Consider the following 16472-nt stretch of genomic DNA (forward strand, 5'->3'; position numbering starts at 1 on the left):
CCATGCAAATGCTGACCCCATCCCATTTCCTAGCTGTGGCGCTTGGTGCGACAGCGGGGGCGTGGTTGAGGTGGCTGCTGGGCTTATGGCTGAATCGTCATGCGGATATGTTGCCTTGGGGCACCTTCGCGGCCAACATGATTGGCGGTTATTTTGTGGGCCTCATTTTGGGCTTGGTGGCGGCTCATCCAGAGTGGCCACAGTTTTGGCGTTTACTGCTGGTCACGGGCTTTTTAGGGGCGCTCACAACTTTTTCCACGTTTTCCGCCGAGGTCATCGCCTTTGTCGAAGAAGAGCGTTTTGGCATGGCGGTTTCCTATGCCGGGATGAGCCTAGCGGGTTCGCTGGTACTGACTTTCTTGGGCTTGTTTACGGCGCATAGTCTTAGAGGCTAAGCTCTTTTTCCAATATCATCGCCGCAGCAAGGCCGCTGCGCACGGCTCCCTCAAGCACGGCCGGATACCCTGTATCGGTCCAATCTCCCGCTAAAACAATCCGGGGCCAAGGGCTTTTGTTAGTTGGGCGCGCAAGGCCCGGAACAGCATCGAATGTTGCCCGCTTTTCCACGATCAGTCTTTGGTGTTTAACGACAGGCATCTCATTGATGCTGAGGGGATGCTTCGCACATTGCTCTCTAATTTGGGAGGCAATGGCCTGGACAAAGGGTGTTCTGTCTTGCTTCAAAAAATCGGTCGCATCACTGACCACGACACTCAGTTGTCGAGGCTGTGCGGCACGTTTAAAGACCCATTGACCTACATGACCGCGCGCTAAGTCTTCATCGAGCATGAGCATGGGTTGCGGTGGTTGCCAGTCCGACTCAAGCTCAAGGGTCAGCGTCGCAATTGCACGATACTTAAAGGCTTGCAGGATCCGGAGCAGTGCGTCCCCCTCATTACTTGGGTCGAACAAAATTCGCGCTGCAGCATAGGGCGGTACGGCAACGACGCAGGCATCAAAGTGCTCTTGATCAACCTGGACTTGTGTGGGGGCTGCACGAACCTCGCGCACAAGATGGCGATAGCGCATCGTCACCGTTTGCGCGGCGGCGTCAGGCCACAGTTGAGATAAATCAACGCTGGGAATCACTAAGTCGCTGGCGCCATGTCGCCCGTCCAAGCTATCGCGCAGGACATTGAGAAAGAGCTGCGCGCAGCTTTGCGCGATCGGCGTGTTGAGGGCCGCCAAGCACAAGGGCGTCCAGAGCCGTTGAGAAAGTATCGCCGACTGTCGGTGTCGTCGCAGTAATGACTGCACGGTTTCGTTTGGCTGCGCGCGCCAGCCTGTCAGTCGACACTGCAGCATCATGCGCAAGGCAAGCAGGCGCTCAGACAGTCCGAGGCCTTTAGCTGATAGCAAGGCCAGCAAGGTATTCAGTGGCGCGGGCAGCTTGGATGCCTGCAGCTTAAAGCTTCCATCGGCACTTTCAAGGTGTAAGGGCGTGCGAGAAAGCACCTGCTCAAGAGAAGGGCTTGGTTGGAGGCGTTCGATGAGTTTGAGTGATTCGGTGTAAGCGCCGAGCATCAGGTGCTGCCCGTTGTCGATGCGTCCCATATTGACATCATCAACACCCCGTGCGCGTCCACCCGGAACGGGCGCAGCCTCAAAGACCGTAACCGTCGCGCCCTGGTCTTTGAGGCGAACGGCCGCGGCCAGTCCAGCCCAGCCCGCACCCACGACGGCAATGTTCACGTTAAGCCGCTCGAGCGCCTGATTTGTCGCAGTACGCTACCACCAGAGCCCACAAAATTTTTCCAGGCAAGCCAAAATTTTCTGATGGGCGTGAGCGAAATACGTTGATCCAGAACTTGCCACTTTTCGTCTTCGATTTCATCGAGCAGCGCGTGGTAAATAGCCGCCATCATGAGTCCGGGACGTTGCGCGCGGCGGTCGTTGGCGGGCAGTGCTTCGATCGCTTCGCGATAGAGCGTTCGCGCGCGCGCCGCTTCAAAAGCCATCAGCGAAGAAAAGTTTTCGGAGTATTGGCTGTTGAGAACATCGGCGGCACGCACGCCAAACTGTTGCAGGTCGCTGATGGGTAGATAAATTCGTCCGCGTCGAGCATCGTCACCGACGTCTCGGATGATATTGGTCAGCTGAAAGGCAATCCCTAACTTGCTTGCATATTGAAGTGTGGCTGGATCATGATAGCCAAAAATGCCAGCGGATAACTCTCCCACCACGCCGGCGACATGCCAGCAGTATTTTTCCAAACCCGGCCAGTCTAGATAACGGGTTTGGTCCAGATCCATCTCCATCCCATCAATGATCGCGATCAGCCTTGACTGGGTGATATCAAACGGGGCCAGAAAGGGCGCGAGCGCCTGAGTGACGGGGTGTTCGGGTTTGCCTTGAAACAAGGCATCAATTTGAGTGCGCCACCAAGCAAGTTTGATGCGCGCGATCGACGTGTCGGTACACTCATCCACGACATCGTCGACTTCGCGACAAAAAGCGTAGAGCGCCGTGATGGCTTGACGCCGTTCAGGTGGTAAAAATAAAAAAGCGTAATAAAAACTTGAGCCACTTTTGGCCGCTTTTTCTTGACAGTATTCGTGAGGGGTCATTGCATCAGGCTCTTAATGCACGCCAAAACATGAGTGCCCAGTCATGGGTACGCAAGGTCGGGCGATGTCGGAAAACATCAAAATGTACATGCTCGATTTTTTCGAGAATTCTCAGACCACCATGGATGATTAAACGAAGCTCAAGGCCGATTCTGCCTGAGAGCGTTCTTCCGAGGGGCAAACCTGAGTTTAACAACCCTCGCGCGCGATCCACTTGAAACTGCATGAGTCGACACCAGGCTTGGTCTGCATTTGCTTGCGCGATGTGCTGCTCAGTCACCCCAAAGTGCTTTAAATCCTCTAAGGGCAAATAGATACGCCCTTTTTGCCAGTCGATCGCGACATCTTGTAAAAAATTGACAAGCTGCAGTGCAGAGCATATGGCCGCAGATTGGGTCATCGAGCGCGTATCCGTCGTCCGATACAGATAAAGCATCAGCGTGCCGACAGGATCGGCAGAGCGTCTGCAGTAGTCAAGCAGGCAAGGATAGTCCTCATAACGGGTTTGTTCGATATCCTGATCAAAGGCGGAAAGCAGGTCTAAGAAGGGTGACGTAGGTAAGTGATGTTGCGTGATAGTTTGCGCCAAAGGCTCAAAGCTTGCCTCAGGTTTCTCGCCTCGTTCAATCTTAAGAATCGCTTCCCGATATTGCTGAAGAGCCGCTCTGCGCTCTGAGGGTGGGGCGTCGCCTTCATCCGCGAGATCGTCTGCGCCCCGGGCGAAGCGATAGATGTCTGTCACGGCTCGGCGCAGTCGCTTGGGCAGTAACAAGGAGGCGACAGGAAAGTTCTCGTAATGGTCGACAGACATGTGAAAAAGTGTTTTGAAGAGTCATGCGCAGACGCAAAAACCAAAGTGTAGTGGGTCACCCCTAGCATTTTGTGGTTTTAGTGGACAAATTTCAGGTCTTTAAGGGTAAGCCCCTGCGTTAGACTAGAGATATGCGGTGCATCGTGCGCCAGAGACTTTCATGGCCAAAATAAAAACGATCTTTACCTGTTCGGAATGCGGTGGCATCAGCCCAAAATGGCTGGGCCAGTGCCCGCATTGCCAAGCTTGGAATACCCTTGAGGAATCCCGCGACACGGGACTCGCCGCTCAAGCCGAACAGCATCGCTATGCGCCGCTTGCTGCGTCGACCGCATTACGCAGCCTGGCCGATGTCGAGGCGTTGGAGTTACCGAGGATTTCCACGGGTATTGCTGAGTTTGATCGTGTGCTGGGTGGTGGTCTAGTGGCGGGCGCGGTTGTGTTGATTGGTGGAGACCCTGGTATTGGTAAATCCACGCTGTTGCTTCAGGCGCTGGTGGCGATGTCTGGTGAGCGCCGTGTCTTGTATGTGACTGGCGAAGAGTCTGCCGAGCAAGTCGCTTTGCGCGCACGTCGTTTGGGTTTGTCAGGCGAGGGTGTTGATTTGTTCGCTGAAATTCGTCTTGAGGCGATTCAGTCCGCTTTACTTGAGCAAAAGCCTGCAGTGGCTGTGATCGATTCGATCCAGACCATGTATTCCAGCGAACTGTCCGCAGCACCGGGTTCGGTCTCTCAGGTTAAAGAGTGTGCCGCACAACTCACCCGTCTAGCCAAACAGGCCGGTATCCCGATCGTCATGATTGGCCATGTCACCAAGGATGGCGCGCTCGCGGGGCCTCGCGTGCTTGAGCATATCGTGGATACTGTGCTGTATTTCGAAGGGGATACACACTCTTCGTTCCGACTGATTCGTGCCTTTAAAAACCGTTTTGGTGCTGTCAACGAGCTCGGTGTGTTTGCAATGACGGATCGTGGTTTGCGGGGTGTGGCAAATCCATCCGCGCTGTTTTTGTCACAACATTCTGCTCAAGTATCCGGCTCTTGCGTCATGGCGACCCAAGAAGGCACGCGACCGTTATTGGTTGAAATCCAGGCGTTGGTCGACACTGCGCATGTCCCCAATCCACGTCGTCTTTCTGTGGGACTCGAGGGCAACCGTCTGGCGATGTTACTTGCCGTGCTCAATCGGCACGCTGGGGTATCGACCTCCGATCAGGATGTCTTTGTCAACGCAGTGGGTGGGGTGCGGATTACCGAACCTGCTGCAGATCTTGCCGTGTTGTTGGCGATTTTGTCGTCGCTGCGCGACCGACCTTTGCCCAAGGGATTATTCGCTTTTGGTGAGGTCGGTTTAGCCGGTGAAGTCCGTCCCGCACCGCGCGGTCAGGAACGTTTACGCGAAGCCGCCAAACTTGGCTTTTCCGTCGCCATTATTCCAAAAGCCAATGCACCGCGACAACCGATCGAAGGGCTCGAGGTGTGGGCTGTTGATCGTTTGCAAGACGCACTGGATCGATTGAGAGCATGAATATTCTCAAGGTCATTTTTAAGCAAACTTGGCGGGATGTCCGTGCGGGCGATTTGCGTTTGCTAGGACTCGCCGTGGTGATTGCCGTGGCTGCCGTGACTAGCGTGGGCTTTTTAGCTGACCGCGTGGGACGCGCCTTGGAGCGTGACGCGGCGCAGATGTTAGGAGCCGATCTGGTTGTGGAGTCTTCCAAGCCTATTCCTGCCGCTTTTATCGAGCGTGCGCAAAGTCTGGGTTTGCGCACAGTACTCGGTTGGCAGTTCCCTTCGATGGTGGGTCGTGACGGTCGGTTGGTATTGGCTTCGATCAAGGGCGTCGAGGCAGGCTATCCTTTGAGGGGAGGTTTGCGCACGACCGAGGTGTTGGGCGGACCCGAGCAGCTCACCGCGTTCGCACCCCAGCTGGGGCAGGCTTGGGTGGATGCCCAAGTCTTGAGCCAGACAGGTTTAAGCATTGGTGAGACCATTAAAGTCGGTGATTTGAGTCTCAAGGTGACGCGTGTGATCACCTATGAGCCTGATCGTGGCCCACAGTTAGTCAACCTAGCCCCGCGTGTCATGTTGCGGGCTGAGGATTTAAAACGCTCGGGTTTGATTGCACCGGGTAGCCGCATTGGTTACAACTTTTTAGTCGCAGGCGATCTCCCGGCTGTCGACGTCTTTCGCGAATGGTTGTCCCGCTCCATGACGGCCGGGCAAAAGATTGTGACGGTCGAAGCCGGTCGTCCTGAAATCAGACGCTCCCTTGACCGAGCGCAGGAGTTTCTCGCTTTGGTCGCGATGTTGGCGGTGCTGATCGCGTCGGTCGCGGTTGCCTTGGGCGCCAGACGTTTTAGCCAACGACATCGCAATAGTGTGGCGGTGATGCGCTGCCTGGGTGCGACGCAAGCCAAAGTCACTGCTATTTTATTGGGCGAGTTTATATTGACGGGTCTATTTGCCTCGCTTGTAGGTGCGGCGTTAGGTTGGGGTGGACAGGCTTTGATGGTTCAGGCGCTCGGAAGTTTGCTCGGCGCCGATTTGCCTCAGGCCAGTATCGAGCCTGCTTTGCAGGGTTTGTTTGCCGGCTTGTGGTTATTGTTGGCCTTCGCTTGGCCGCCACTGAACGGCTTGCGGCATGTACCTCCCTCGCAAATTTTGCGTGTTCAGCAAGACGGTATTCCCCTACAGAGTCTCATGGGCTATGCCTTGGGCTTATCTGGTTTTTCAATATTGATGTGGTGGGTCGCCAATGACGTCAAGCTCGGCATCGGGCTCGCGGCAGGTTTCTTTGCCGCTGCCGCACTTTTTGCGGGCCTGGGTATGTTGGTGTTGTGGGTGCTCTCCGGGTTGAGAGGCCGCCTCAAAAGCTTTCCTGTTTTGCGTTTTGCATTGGCGGGTGTCGTGCGTCGCCGAGGCGCGACGATTGCGCAAACCAGCGCGCTCGCCGTGGGCATGATGGCGATTCTGTTGCTGACGATTGTACGGACCGATTTGCTGGCTGGCTGGCAGCGCACCTTGCCTGCGGATGCGCCAAACCGTTTTTTGATCAATATTCAGACCGATCAGGTACCCAGTATTGAAAAAACACTGAGTGAGGCCGGGCTGACTCAGGTCAGGCTTTCACCCATGGTGCGTGGCCGGTTTGTCGCTCTGAACGACCGCGCGGTTTCCGCCGCTGATTATGATGACGCACGTGCCCAGCGTATGGTCGAACGCGAATTCAACCTCTCGTATGCCGAGCGCTTGGCCGAGCCGGGACAAATTGTGGCGGGGCGTGATCTCAATGCCTCGCGCCCAGAGGTGTCGCTTGAGATCAGTCTGGCAAAGTCGCTTGGCCTGAAAATCGGCGATATGCTGGACTTTGATGTGGCGGGTGAAAAAGTGCGTCTCGAGGTGACCAGTCTGCGACGTGTCGACTGGGATTCGATGCGCGCGAACTTTTTTGCGATTACGACACCCGCAGCCCTTAAGGACGCACCTCAGACGTGGATGACCGCTTTTTATCTACCCCCGGATCGCATCACGGTCACGCAACAGCTTGTCAAACAATTTCCTAATCTGACCGTGTTCGATGTCGGAGCGATTTTAAGTCAGCTGCAAAACATTCTGGATAAAGTGTCGATCGCTGTCCAAGGACTCTTTTTGTTTTCCGTCTTTGCCGGCGCGATCGTTCTAGCCGCGGCCTTGTCGGCGACACGAGACGAACGGGTCAGAGAGGCAGCCTTATTGAGAGCCTTTGGTGCGACGCGACGACAACTCGCCGGCGCTCAACGGATCGAGTTGCTTGCCGTAGGTGCGTTGGCTGGATTGCTTGCCGCGGGTGGTGCGACACTCGCTGCCTGGGCCTTATCGCACTGGGTCTTTGAGTTCGATATGCGCTTTTCGCTCTGGCCTTGGGCGTTGGGATTGTCGGTGTGTATGCTGGGTGCCTGGTTGGCGGGGGCCGTCGTGTTGCGCGGTGTTTTAAAGACGCCGCCACTGCAAATCTTGCGGCATCATACCTAAGCCCATGGATATCTGGGCATCAACCCTGTTCAAGCGCTCAAAAAACTGGAGAAATGCACGCGGATGAATCAAGACGCTTCTGAGCAAACGATCGATCAGCGCACCTCGGGTAACCGTTGGTTTCGCATTGATCATGCATTAATTGAAAGTCATCAACTCGAGACTGCGGCGTGGGACTTTTTTGACCCCCAGACACCCGCGCTTGAGGCGAGTCTGGTGACCTCGGGGGGACGGGCGGCGGCCTGGTTTGTCCGTGTCGGTGCCTTCGACGCGGTCTTGAGACATTATCGACGCGGTGGTCTGGTGGCCAAGTTCGTGCAAAACCGGTATCTGTGGACGGGTTTTGAAAAGACGCGCGCGAGTGTTGAGTTTGATTTGTTGCGCATTCTCTGGCGAGGCGGCTTGCCAGTCCCTCGGCCGCTTGGTGCTGCCGCCTGGCGACATGGGCTGACCTATCGCGCCGCATTGCTCACTGAACGTATTGCTTCGGCCCAACCTTTGGCCCACAGTCAGGACCTAGAGATCTGGAGGCGTGCGGGCGTAGTCATTGGCGCGCTACATCGGTTTGGTGTGTGGCATGCTGATCTCAACGTCTTCAATGTTTTGTTTGACGATCAAGGTAAAGTCTGGCTGATTGACTTTGATCGTGGACGTCTTGGCAAGCTCACGCCTGGTCAGCGCGCCGAAAATCTTTCTCGACTCTTGCGTTCGCTTAAAAAGTTATCGTTAGCAAATCATCATTCACTTTGGCTCGCCCTGATTGAAGGCTATCAAGAGGTTTGGTTTGCCGCAGAGCAATTAAAATAATGCGTTAAACGTATTCATCATTAAAAATAGGAATAGCGTCATGGCGGTTAAACTTTACGGGCTGGCCAAATGCAGTACTTGCCTCAAAGCACTTGCTTGGCTTGATGAAAAAGGCATTGCCCACCAGTTTCAAGACTACCGCGACGCGCCCGTCGAGCCCGTGACGCTCAAGGTATGGGCTGAGTCCCTTGGCGGCTGGGAAAAGCTTGTCAACCGTGCCTCGATGACGTGGCGAAATCTGGATGACAATCTTAAAACACCCAGCTCAGACAAAGACTGGCTCTCTTTGATTGCGAAATATCCTGCCTTGATCAGGCGGCCCGTGACGGTCTATGCCGATCATTCTGTGTCGGCTGGGTTTAATGAAAAACGCTTTGCTGAAAAACTAGGTCAAGCTTGATAGATTTAACCTCCCTCAACGATCCTGCTGTGCTGCTTCCGCTCATTGCGGGAGCCAGTTTTTTTGCAGTCCTGTTTTCGCTGTTGGCTTGGCTGCGTGCCGGACGTGCGCAGCACGCTCCAACCGACCCCAGGCTGGATCAAATTGTCACCGGTCAGGAGCGACTTGAGCGCGGCTTGAGGACAGAGCAAGCGGAGACGCACCGGCAGTTGCGCACAGAACTCGCGGAGTCCTCGCGCGCACTGAGAGTGGAGCTTGCGCAGAGTGACGCTGAGTTTCGTGCCGCAATGGCACGTGATGCTGCCGCCGGGAGAGGCGAAAGTGCAGAGTCCCTCAATCGCTTTGCATCGGGCTTTGCCGAGCAGCTACAAACTTTGATTCAAACCAACGAACGCCGGATTGCCGAGCTCCGTGTGGCAGTTGAGGAGCGTCTGTTGTCCCTCCAGACCGACAACGCAGCAAAACTCGATGAGATGCGGAAAACCGTGGATGAAAAGCTCCATGCCACACTAGAGTCCCGCCTGACAGAGTCCTTTAAACAGGTCTCTGACCGTTTGGAATCTGTGCAAAAAGGCCTCGGTGAAATGCAAACACTCGCAGCGGGGGTCGGTGATCTCAAACGCGTGTTGACCAACGTCAAGACACGAGGGACCTGGGGCGAGGTGCAACTTGCACGCCTAATCGAAGACAGTATGACACCCGATCAGTATGCGCAAAATATCAAGACCGTTCCGGGTAGCGATGCGCAGGTCGAGTTTGCGATTCGCTTACCTGGTCAGGGCCTCATGGATCAACCGGTCTGGTTGCCCATTGACGCCAAATTTCCAAAAGAAGAATACGAGCGTTTGATGGATGCGCATGAAACCTCAGATCGAGAGGGCATCAAGGCTGCGGGAGCCGCCTTGGCGAGAGCGGTGGAGTTGCAAGCTAAAACGATCGTGGCCAAATACGTCTCGCCTCCACACACGACTGATTTCGCGATCATGTTCTTGCCAAGTGAAAGCTTGTATGCCGAGGTGCTGCGCCAGTCTGGTCTACTCGACAAATTGCACGACTTACGCGTCAATGTCGCGGGTCCCGCCAACCTCGCCGCCTTACTCAACAGTCTGCAGATGGGTTTTCGCACGCTCGCGATTCAGGAGCGCTCGTCCGAGGTCTGGCAGGTATTGCGTGCGGTTAAAACGGAGTTTGGCAAGTTCGGTGACGCACTCGCCAACGTCAAAAAATCTCTCGATAGTGCAAGTCATAAAATTGGTCAAACCGAGTCTCGCACCCGCGTCATGTTGCGTAGCCTCAAAAGTGTCGAGGCGATGCCCGAAGATCAAGCGCGTGCTGTTTTTGCCGCTGAGTCTGGAGAGGCTGAGCGTCTCGACTTAGAGGATATAGAGTCTGCGGATACAGAGCCCTCTCGTGACAAATAATCTTTAATCAGGAAACGCTTATGCTTTCGCAACAAGATCTCAAACAACAAGCCGCTGATGCTGCGTTGGCACTTATCGAGCCTCTTTTAACAGCGCAGGCGGTGATCGGTGTCGGTACAGGTTCGACCGCAGACTTGTTTATTGATGGTTTGGCAGCGTATCGGAGTCGGTTTCGTGGGGCAGTCGCGAGCTCAGAGCGCAGCGCCAAACGTCTCTCGGCGCTAGGTATCCTTGTGCTGGATCTCAACGAGGTTCAGACCATGCCTGTCTATGTGGATGGCGCCGATGAAATCAATAGCCAACTCCATATGATCAAAGGCGGGGGTGGGGCGTTGACGCGTGAGAAAATCGTTTCTTCAGTCGCCCAACAGTTTGTCTGTATCGCCGATGAAAGCAAGCTTGTCGAGCGCTTGGGCCAGTTTCCTTTGCCAATCGAGGTCTTACCAATCGCGCGCGAAGCCGTTGCGCGGGTCACCCAACAACTCGGTGGCAAGCCTGTCTTACGTCAAGGCTTTACAACCGATAATGGCAATCAGATTTTGGATGTTCATGGTCTGACAATCGATAACGCGCCAGAGCTTGAGAGACAGCTCAATAACATTCCAGGCGTCGTCACGAATGGTTTGTTTGCGATCTTTCCTGCCCATGTTGCCTTGCTTGCCACGCAGCATGGGGTACGTCGTTTAGGATAAAAAAATCGAGGCGATTTTTTGCCTCGGAGTGATGCCTACGCGTTCGTCCCGAGCTTAGGCAGGAGGCGGCACAAAGCCTTGTGCTTCAACGTCTATATCTTCAAACAAGTGTTTTTGCATTTGCTCTTTGAGATATTTGCGCGCGCGTGCATCCGCGAGATTGAGTCGGTTCTCGTTGACTAAACGTGTTTGCACGTCCAGCCAACCCTGCCAAGCTTGCTTGGAAATACTTTGCCAGATTTTGGTTCCCATTTCACCAGGATAGGGAGGAAACTCCAAGCCCTCGGCTTCTTTTTTCAGCTTGATGCATTGAATAGTGCGACTCATTTTTAGTATCCTGTTTAAAGCATATTTAACGTGATTGTAGGGCGTTTGAGCTGGTGTCGACGCTCATAGCCCTAAGCCTCACAGGCGTTTAATAAAAATTAGACTGTTGCGAGACCGGTTGTAATGCGCTTGCTTTTCTTTTGGTAGGTCTGCGACACCCCCCTGAACAAAGCCACGCTTCATAAACCAGTGCGAGGTTCTTGTGGTCAGGACAAACAAGCGCTTGGCACCAAAGGCACGGGCCCGAGATTCCATATGGCGCAGCAAGAGCTCCCCTTCGCCAGAGGCCTGCCATTCCGGATGCACAATCAAGCAAGCCATTTCTGCCATCTGATCATTGGGGTAGTCGTTGAGCGTTGCGCAGCCGTAAATGACGCCATCGTGTTCTAGAACGGTAAAGTTCTCGACTTCGCGTTCAATCACGGCGCGGCCTCTTGGCACCAGTGTACCGTCTTGCTCTAGAGGTTCAATCAGTTGCAAGATTGCGCCCACATCATCGATTGTTGCCGGACGTAGATCATCTAGTGTGTCTTCGACGACCATGGTCCCGACGCCGTCGTGGGTGAAAATCTCCAGAAGCACCACGCCATCCATGGAAAAGGGAATTAAGTGCGCGCGAGTGACACCGCGTTTGACGGCGCGTGAGGCGTATTGCAAGAAATAGGCCGTATCCTCGTCAAGTTCGCCGGAGGCGAGCAGGGCATCGGCATCGAGTCGGGCGAGTTCGGTGTCCACCGAGCCATCGGGCGCTAACACGCCAGGCGTTTCCGTTAGAAAAATCAGCTTTTCTGCCCGTAACTTGGTGGCTACGCTCGTGGCGAGCTCTTCCATCGATAAATTAAAGGCTTCGCCAGTGGGAGAGAATCCGAGGGGTGAAAGCAGCACGATTGAGCCTCGTTCGATCGCGAAGCGCAAGGCCTCGACGTCGATCTTACGAACTTGTCCCGTGTGTTTATAGTCAATGCCATCAATGATGCCAGTTGGGCGAGCAGTGACAAAGTTGCCTGAAATCACGCGAATTTGCGCGTGAGACATGGGAGTATTGGGCAACCCTTGGCTAAAAGCGGCCTCGATATCAAGGCGAATTTCACCCGCAGCTTCTTTAGCGCACTCCAAAGCATCGGCATCGGTGGGCGCGCGGCCTCGGTCAAATTGCTGATTAAAGCCCTTTAAACGGAGCTGCTCGTTGACCTGGGGACGTGAGCCATGCACAAGGACCAGTTTGATCCCCAGCGCGGATAACAAAGATAAATCCTGAACTAAGGCGTTTAGGGCATTGGCCTGAACAAGTTCACCACCAAACGCGACTACAAAGGTTTTTCCTCTGAAAGCATGGACGTAAGGGGCGACTTCTCTAAACCAGCGAACGAATTGCGCTGCTGCGAACTCAGGAGCCTCTTGGGCTGAAACAGTCCCATCGAGACCGATGTTTGAGGATTCCTGAGGGAACCCAATCTCTTGTTCTTTTTTGTCTGGCATGGTGGCTTGTGTTGTCAACCTCGTGTTCGCTGTGAGTATTAGAGATAAATTTTATAATAAGCGTTACTCGGATTAAATAATATGCTCGATTCAAAGCGCTTAACCGACATTGCGCCGGAAAGCGTCGTCATTTCCCCACGCCAGCCCCCCAAGATCGTCTATCCAGAGGATTTGCCGGTCAGCGCTCGCCGTGAGGAAATCGCCCGCGCGATCGCCGCCCATCAGGTGGTGATCGTGAGTGGAGAGACGGGCTCGGGTAAAACCACCCAATTACCCAAGATTTGTCTTGAACTTGGGCGCGGCTTAAAAAAAATGATTGGCCATACCCAGCCCAGGCGCTTAGCGGCCAGTTCGGTGGCTCGCCGTATCGCAGAGGAGCTCCAGACGCCCTTGGGAGATTGGGTGGGCTATCAAGTCCGCTTTCAGGATCGCAGCAGCGCCCAGACAGCCATCAAGCTTATGACAGATGGTATTTTGCTGGCTGAGTCCCAGCGTGATCCGCTCCTCAAACGCTACGACACCATCATTATCGATGAGGCGCATGAGCGCAGTCTAAATATTGATTTTTTGCTCGGCTATTTGCGCCAGTTGTTGCCGCGGCGACGGGATCTTAAGGTCATCATTACTTCTGCCACGATTGATGCAGGCCGCTTTGCCCGCCATTTCGCCGATGCACAAGGTGTACCCGCTCCAGTGATCGAGGTTTCAGGTCGTCTCTATCCTGTGGAGATCAGGTATCGGCCCGTGCTGAATCCTGCCCTCGAGCTGGGCGCTGCGGGTGGAGTGATGCCGCAAGCAGGAATGTCCGAGCGCAGTCTGGCACGAGACGAAGAGCGAGATCTGATCAATGCCCTGGTCGAAGCGGTTGATGAATGCGCACGCGTGGGACCCGGCGATATCTTGGTTTTTTTACCTGGCGAGCGGGAAATACGTGAGTGCACTGAGGCGCTACGTAAACATCATCCGCCCGGCACTCAGGTGCTCGCCTTGTTTGCGCGCCTGTCCCAGGAGGAGCAAGAGGAAATTTTTCGCCCTCGCACCAGTGCGCGTCGGATTGTGCTGGCCACTAATGTGGCCGAGACTTCACTCACTGTACCAGGAATTCGTTTCGTCATCGACAGCGGTTTGGCGCGCGTCAAGCGCTATTCATGGCGCAACAAAGTCGAGCAGCTGCGCATCGAACCCATCAGTCAGGCCTCGGCGAACCAGCGCTCGGGACGCTGCGGGCGACTAGGGCCCGGTGTCTGTATCAGGCTGTACGACGAACAAGACTTCAAAGATCGCGTTGCGTTTACCGATCCCGAAATTTTGCGCTCTTCTCTTGCAAGTGTGATCTTGCGCATGAAAGCGCTCCGGTTAAACGACATAGAAACGTTTCCCTTTGTGGATCCGCCAAGTGGTCGCGCAATCGCCGATGGTTATCACTTGTTACAAGAGCTTGGTGCCATCGATCCGGACGCAGAGAAGCCAGACGCGCTAACGGAAACTGGCCACGCGTTGGCGAAACTTCCGGTTGATCCAAGACTAGGACGTATGATTTTGGCTGCGCGCGATCAGCACTGCCTGACCGAGATGCTGATCATCGCTTCCGCGCTCTCGGTACAAGACCCGCGTGACAGACCCATGCACGCTCGCGAGGCAGCCGAGCAGGCCCATTCAACATTCACCGATGACAAATCCGAGTTTGTGGCCTACGTCAAACTTTGGAATTGGTATCACGAACAAGTCCGGCACAAGGAGTCGCAGCGCAAGCTTGTCGCGCTCTTGCGCACTCACTACCTGTCACCTCTGCGATTGCGCGAATGGCATGATATTCACAGCCAGCTGATGGCCCTGGTGGGCGAGCAAGGCTGGCGACTGAATAAAACCGAAGCGACGCACGAGCAGATCCATCTTTCCTTGCTTTCGGGACTATTGGGGAACCTTGGTTTCAAAGCTGAGGAAACGGGGCACTATCAGGGTGCGCGTGATATTCGTTTCTGGATTCATCCAGGTTCGCGTCTGCTAAAAAAGGCGGGCAAATGGATCATGGCAGCGGAACTTGTCGACACCAGCAAGCTTTACGCGCGTTGCGTGGCCAAAATTGATCCCTCCTGGGTCGAGCGTGTGGCAGGCCATTTGCTCAAGCGCTCCTGGAGCGATCCGCGCTGGGAGCGCAAGCTCGGACAAGTGGTCGCCAATGAAAAAGCGATGCTCTATGGTTTGACCGTTTACTCGGGTCGACGGGTGCATTACGGACCGATTGCGCCGGAGCAGGCGCGCGAGATTTTTATCCTGCAAGCGTTGATTCCGGGCGATATCGACAGCCCGCTTCCATTTCTTGCCCACAACCGCAAGCTGATTACTCAGATTGAAAAGCTTGAGCATCAGACCCGACGCCCGGATATTTTGGTCGATGATGCCCTGATACTGGCTTTTTACGACAAGCTTTTGCCTGCGGACATCGCACAGACCGCGACACTCGAGCACTGGGTCAAGGGTTTGTCCAAGGAACACGCTCAACAATTGATGTTGACCCGCGATGCCTTGATGCGTCATGAGGCGGCCGGTGTCACCACGGATATTTTCCCCAAGTTTTTCGACTGGCAAGGGGTCAGGCTGGCGGTGGATTACCACTTCGAACCGGGTTCTCCCAAAGACGGACTCACCCTCACGGTTCCTCTTTACTTTCTGAATCAAGTCGATGCCGCGCGCTGTGAGTGGCTCGTGCCCGGCATGCTCAAGGAAAAAGCGCAACTATTGCTCAAGTCTCTGCCTCAAAAAATACGGCGCCACTGTGTGCCATTGCCGGACTATGCTGCGGGGTTTTATGAACGCTGGTACGACCGACTTGAACAGCCACCTTGTAGCTTGCTCGATGGGCTGATTCAAGATATCTGGCAGCAGCTCAAGATTCGACCCCTTGTGACAGATTTCAAACCCGAAACCCTGCCTGCGCATTTGTTCATGTCCTTTAAAGTCCTTGACGAGCATGGACGCATGTTAGCGGCGGGTCGTAACCTCGCTCAGATCAAAGCCGAGCTCGGCAAACAAGCTCAGGCCACCTTTCAAAAGCTCGCAATCCGTGACCAAGAGGTCGCGAGCGTACTTTCTCAGGACGAAATCACGGAATGGAGTTTTGGCAAACTCCCTGAACTCATGGAGATCCGTCGTAAAGATCAAGTTGTCGTGGGCTATCCAGCACTCGTCGAACGTGGCACTGCCTGCGCTTTGGATGTCTTCGATGATCCGCAAGTGGCCCTTCGGGCGCACAAGCGCGGTCTGGTTCGCTTGTTCCGCCTCGCCTTGCGCGAACAGGTCAAGTTTCTCGAAAAAAATCTGCATGAGCTGACAAAAATGGGCATGCTTTATTTACAGCTTGGCACTCAGGAGCAGCTCAGAGACCAAATTATTGATTGCGCATTGATCGGCGCCTGTCTGGCCGAACCCTGGCCGGATGATGCACAGACCTTTGAGGCGCGACGAGAGGAGGCCAAGACTAAACTTGGGCTTCTCGCACAAGAGGTTGCCAGGCTCGCGTTTGCTGTCCTTGAGGGATGGACCGCGGTTGCGCGCAAGCTTGCACAGGCGAAAACCTTTCCCTCAGCCTATGCTGATTTACAGCAACACCTGCAACAGCTTGTCTCACCGCGTTTTATTGCGGAAACACCCTATAGCCAACTTGTGCATGTGCCGCGTTACCTCAAAGCCGCGGTCGCGCGGATCGACAAACTTAAGCTTGATCCGACCCGAGATGCGCGCCTTATGGCGGAAATGGCATCCGTGCTGACCCATTACAGTCGAGCCCGCAGTGCGCTCAAGGGGGCATCAGATGCAGGGCTTGACGAGTTTCGGTGGTTATTGGAGGAGTTGCGCGTTGCTCTCTTTACTCAAGAGCTCCGCACACCGATGCCTGTATCGGTCAAGCGCTTACAAAAAACCTGGGAGGCCATGCAGCGCTAGAGCTTAGCGACT

Annotated in this window: 13 protein-coding genes; 8 read left to right on the forward strand and 5 right to left on the reverse strand. The window is 54.8% G+C overall.

The window, feature by feature from the left end:
- Positions 1–8: 8 nt before the first annotated feature.
- The gene (crcB, locus tag AC8GE9_RS04895; protein WP_506675994.1) at positions 9–395 is read left to right on the forward strand and encodes a fluoride efflux transporter CrcB; all 387 of its coding nucleotides are present in this window, start codon (positions 9–11) and stop codon (positions 393–395) included.
- On the opposite strand, the gene hpnE is transcribed toward crcB, so the two are convergent.
- From hpnE to hpnC, 3 genes are read right to left on the reverse strand one after another with little or no spacing between them, the layout of a single operon-like run.
- Positions 385–1692, reverse strand: coding sequence for a hydroxysqualene dehydroxylase HpnE (hpnE, locus tag AC8GE9_RS04900; protein WP_506675995.1), 1308 nt, complete (start codon positions 1690–1692; stop codon positions 385–387). The genes crcB and hpnE overlap by 11 nt on opposite strands.
- Complete coding sequence (gene hpnD, locus AC8GE9_RS04905) at positions 1689–2567, reverse strand: presqualene diphosphate synthase HpnD (protein WP_506675996.1); 879 nt, start codon at positions 2565–2567, stop codon at positions 1689–1691. Before hpnD ends, hpnE begins: the two co-directional genes overlap by 4 nt.
- Before the next feature lie 4 nt (positions 2568–2571).
- Positions 2572–3378, reverse strand: a complete 807-nt coding sequence (gene hpnC, locus AC8GE9_RS04910; RefSeq protein ID WP_506675997.1) for a squalene synthase HpnC — start codon at positions 3376–3378, stop codon at positions 2572–2574.
- A gap of 160 nt (positions 3379–3538) precedes the next feature.
- Here hpnC and radA point away from each other — a divergent pair, with 160 nt between their 5' ends.
- The 6 genes from radA to rpiA all read left to right on the forward strand — a co-directional run bounded on the left by radA (position 3539) and on the right by rpiA (position 10712).
- Positions 3539–4906 carry a DNA repair protein RadA gene (gene radA, locus AC8GE9_RS04915; protein WP_506675998.1) on the forward strand — a complete coding sequence of 456 codons (1368 nt, stop codon included), beginning with the start codon at positions 3539–3541 and terminating at the stop codon, positions 4904–4906.
- Positions 4903–7392 carry an ABC transporter permease gene (locus AC8GE9_RS04920; protein WP_506675999.1) on the forward strand — a complete coding sequence of 830 codons (2490 nt, stop codon included), beginning with the start codon at positions 4903–4905 and terminating at the stop codon, positions 7390–7392. The genes radA and AC8GE9_RS04920 overlap by 4 nt, the downstream gene beginning before the upstream one ends.
- 63 nt (positions 7393–7455) lie before the next feature.
- Positions 7456–8199 (forward strand): 3-deoxy-D-manno-octulosonic acid kinase, encoded by a 744-nt coding sequence (locus tag AC8GE9_RS04925; RefSeq protein WP_506676000.1) that lies wholly within the window; start codon positions 7456–7458, stop codon positions 8197–8199.
- Between the two features lie 40 nt (positions 8200–8239).
- A complete protein-coding gene (locus tag AC8GE9_RS04930; protein ID WP_506676001.1) occupies positions 8240–8599 on the forward strand; it encodes a Spx/MgsR family RNA polymerase-binding regulatory protein in 360 nt (119 codons plus the stop codon).
- A 29-nt stretch (positions 8600–8628) separates the two neighbouring features.
- Entirely contained in the window at positions 8629–10020 is a 1392-nt protein-coding gene (locus AC8GE9_RS04935; protein ID WP_506676318.1) for a DNA recombination protein RmuC, read from the forward strand.
- Between the two features lie 20 nt (positions 10021–10040).
- Positions 10041–10712 carry a ribose-5-phosphate isomerase RpiA gene (gene rpiA / locus AC8GE9_RS04940; protein WP_506676002.1) on the forward strand — a complete coding sequence of 224 codons (672 nt, stop codon included), beginning with the start codon at positions 10041–10043 and terminating at the stop codon, positions 10710–10712.
- A 54-nt stretch (positions 10713–10766) separates the two neighbouring features.
- Here rpiA and AC8GE9_RS04945 read toward each other — a convergent pair whose 3' ends face one another.
- Both AC8GE9_RS04945 and argA read right to left on the reverse strand, forming a co-directional pair.
- Positions 10767–11039: an oxidative damage protection protein gene (locus AC8GE9_RS04945; protein ID WP_506676003.1), complete on the reverse strand. Its 273-nt coding sequence runs from the start codon at positions 11037–11039 to the stop codon at positions 10767–10769.
- Positions 11040–11117: 78 nt separating this feature from the next.
- On the reverse strand, positions 11118–12518 hold the full coding sequence (gene argA / locus AC8GE9_RS04950) for an amino-acid N-acetyltransferase (protein WP_506676004.1): 1401 nt from the start codon (positions 12516–12518) through the stop codon (positions 11118–11120).
- Positions 12519–12599: 81 nt separating this feature from the next.
- On the opposite strand from argA, the gene hrpA reads away from it, so the two are divergent.
- The gene (gene hrpA, locus AC8GE9_RS04955) at positions 12600–16460 is read left to right on the forward strand and encodes an ATP-dependent RNA helicase HrpA (RefSeq protein WP_506676005.1); all 3861 of its coding nucleotides are present in this window, start codon (positions 12600–12602) and stop codon (positions 16458–16460) included.
- The last annotated feature ends 12 nt before the right edge of the window (positions 16461–16472 follow it).

Origin of the sequence: Zwartia lucis (assembly GCF_965234455.1) — a bacterium.
Taxonomy (GTDB): domain Bacteria; phylum Pseudomonadota; class Gammaproteobacteria; order Burkholderiales; family Burkholderiaceae_B; genus Zwartia; species Zwartia lucis.